Raw genomic sequence first — 1,542 nt, 5'->3', positions numbered from 1 at the left:
TGGCCTTCTTTTTATTTGAAAACCCCTTACCGAGAAAAACTTTACACTAACACATACCCGTCAGTTTTCGAAAACTAAGCAGCGGTTGGACTGCTCGTATTAATTGGACGGTTAATGGCAAACATCATCAAAAATATAAGGCTGGGTTCAAGACTACAGCAGATGCTCAACTGTGGGCGTCAAAAGCTAAAATTGAAACCAATCAAGGATTACTAAGTACAAAAGATGTAATTTTTACTGATTATTTTAATCAATGGTTCACTGCTTATAAAGAGCCTAAACTGGTTAATCAGACGATTAATCGCTATAAAATTATTCAGTGGCTACTTATTAGATATTTTGGCAAGCGTCAGCCAAAATCAATTAAGCGCTACGATTATCAGCAATTTATCAATAAGTTTGGAGCTACTCATGCTAAGGACACAGTTAATAAAACTAATACAATTATCCGAGGGTGTGTTAAGTCTGCGATATTAGATGATTTGATCCAGAAAGATTTCACACAAGGCGTCACACTAACATTTAATAATACTAAAGCCATCAAAGTTGATTATCTAAACTTAGACGAGTTGCAGCGATTTGTTAATGCCACTGCAGAAAAGCGCAATATACACTATCCAAGCAGATATATGATATTAACTGCTATTTATACTGGAATGCGTTTAGACGAGATACAAGCACTCACATGGAAAGATATTAATCCGATTTGGAAAACAATTAGTATTAATAAAGCATGGGATTATACACGCGGAGGTGATTTTAAAAATACCAAAAATGAAAGCTCTAAACGGATAATTAGAATCAATCAGCAGTTGATCGATTGGCTGATGGAGTTAAAATCTAATGGATCTGAAATGGTATTTATGAGTCAATTTAAAACAGTTCCCACCTCTAACTCAGTTAATCAAATGTTGAAAGAGCTGTTAAACGAGTTGGGACTGCAGAAAAAGAACTTTCATTTTCACTCGCTTCGGCATTCTCACGTTGCATATTTGCTCTCACAAGGTATATCAATTTATGCAATTAGTAAAAGATTAGGTCATTCAAACATTTCAACAACGATCAATACGTATGCTTATTTGCTTGATGAATTCAAGGCACGCCAAGATGATTTGTTTGAAAAAAATTTGAACAAATTGCAACACCCTGGCCCAAAAATTGCAACACCATTGCAACAAAATAATTTAAACTAGGCTAAGCTAGAACCAAGTTAAAAATAAAAAAGCCTATATAAAGGCTTTTTTGATAAGCTAGGCTAAGCTAGAATAAGGTATTTATGCCAGCTGCAGGATTCGAACCTGTGACCCTCGGTTTACGATACCGATGCTCTACCAACTGAGCTAAGCTGGCAATGACCCGTACGGGATTTGAACCCATGTTACCGCCGTGAAAGGGCGGTGTCTTAACCACTTGACCAACGGGTCAAATAGGCCTAATTCAGGCCTATCACCAAAAAAGCCCGGAAAATAATTGACAATAATCAGTGAAATACTAGTTATCCTCATTTTCACGAGCTACTTCAAGCACGGCAGCTTCCGATCC

Annotated in this window: 1 protein-coding gene and 2 tRNA genes; 1 reads left to right on the top strand and 2 read right to left on the bottom strand. The window is 36.8% G+C overall.

The window, feature by feature from the left end:
* Nucleotides 1-53 precede the first annotated feature (53 nt).
* Nucleotides 54-1,193 (top strand): tyrosine-type recombinase/integrase, encoded by a 1,140-nt coding sequence (locus ON15_RS12250; protein WP_040524562.1) that lies wholly within the window; start codon nucleotides 54-56, stop codon nucleotides 1,191-1,193.
* A gap of 84 nt (nucleotides 1,194-1,277) precedes the next feature.
* Here the strand turns inward: ON15_RS12250 and ON15_RS00075 are convergent.
* Nucleotides 1,278-1,350 (bottom strand) — tRNA-Thr (locus ON15_RS00075).
* A 2-nt stretch (nucleotides 1,351-1,352) separates the two neighbouring features.
* Nucleotides 1,353-1,424, bottom strand: a tRNA-Glu gene (locus tag ON15_RS00070).
* Nucleotides 1,425-1,542 lie beyond the last annotated feature (118 nt).

The sequence above is a fragment of the Liquorilactobacillus vini DSM 20605 genome (assembly GCF_000255495.1).
Taxonomy (GTDB): Bacteria; Bacillota; Bacilli; order Lactobacillales; family Lactobacillaceae; genus Liquorilactobacillus; species Liquorilactobacillus vini.
Note: the sequence above shows the minus strand (reverse complement) of the source record. Positions and strands in the feature narration are given on the sequence as shown.